The organism is Pseudophaeobacter profundi (assembly GCF_029697505.1).
Lineage (GTDB): Bacteria > Pseudomonadota > Alphaproteobacteria > Rhodobacterales > Rhodobacteraceae > Pseudophaeobacter > Pseudophaeobacter profundi.
Genome location: NZ_JARJEF010000249.1, coordinates 1 through 274, shown reverse-complemented (window position 1 = coordinate 274; position 274 = coordinate 1). Strand labels below are relative to the sequence as shown.

1 protein-coding gene is annotated in these 274 nt (G+C 49.6%); it reads left to right on the top strand.

Features of this window, described 5'->3' with window-relative positions:
• On the top strand, positions 1–274 hold a 274-nt coding region (locus P2081_RS20890), incomplete at both ends, for a filamin/ABP280 repeat domain-containing protein (RefSeq protein ID WP_278924705.1).

The window sequence follows — 274 nt, the reverse complement described above, 5'->3', positions numbered from 1 at the left end:
GTCGTTGAAACTGTGCAGAAAATAGCCAAGAACAAAGCAGGCCAAGGAGTGGTCCTGCCGCTGTTCAAGTCAGATGCCAGCAAAGTGACCTGCAAAGGCATGGGTCTCAAGAAGGCCTACCTGCAGAAGCAAAACATGTTCACTGTCAGTTGCGCGGATGCTGGAAACAACATTCTGTACGTCGGAATCTATGGACCTAAGGGACCATGTGACGAAGTGTACGTGAAGCACATGGGTCGTAACAACTTCACCGTCAACTACGTTGTCAGAGAAC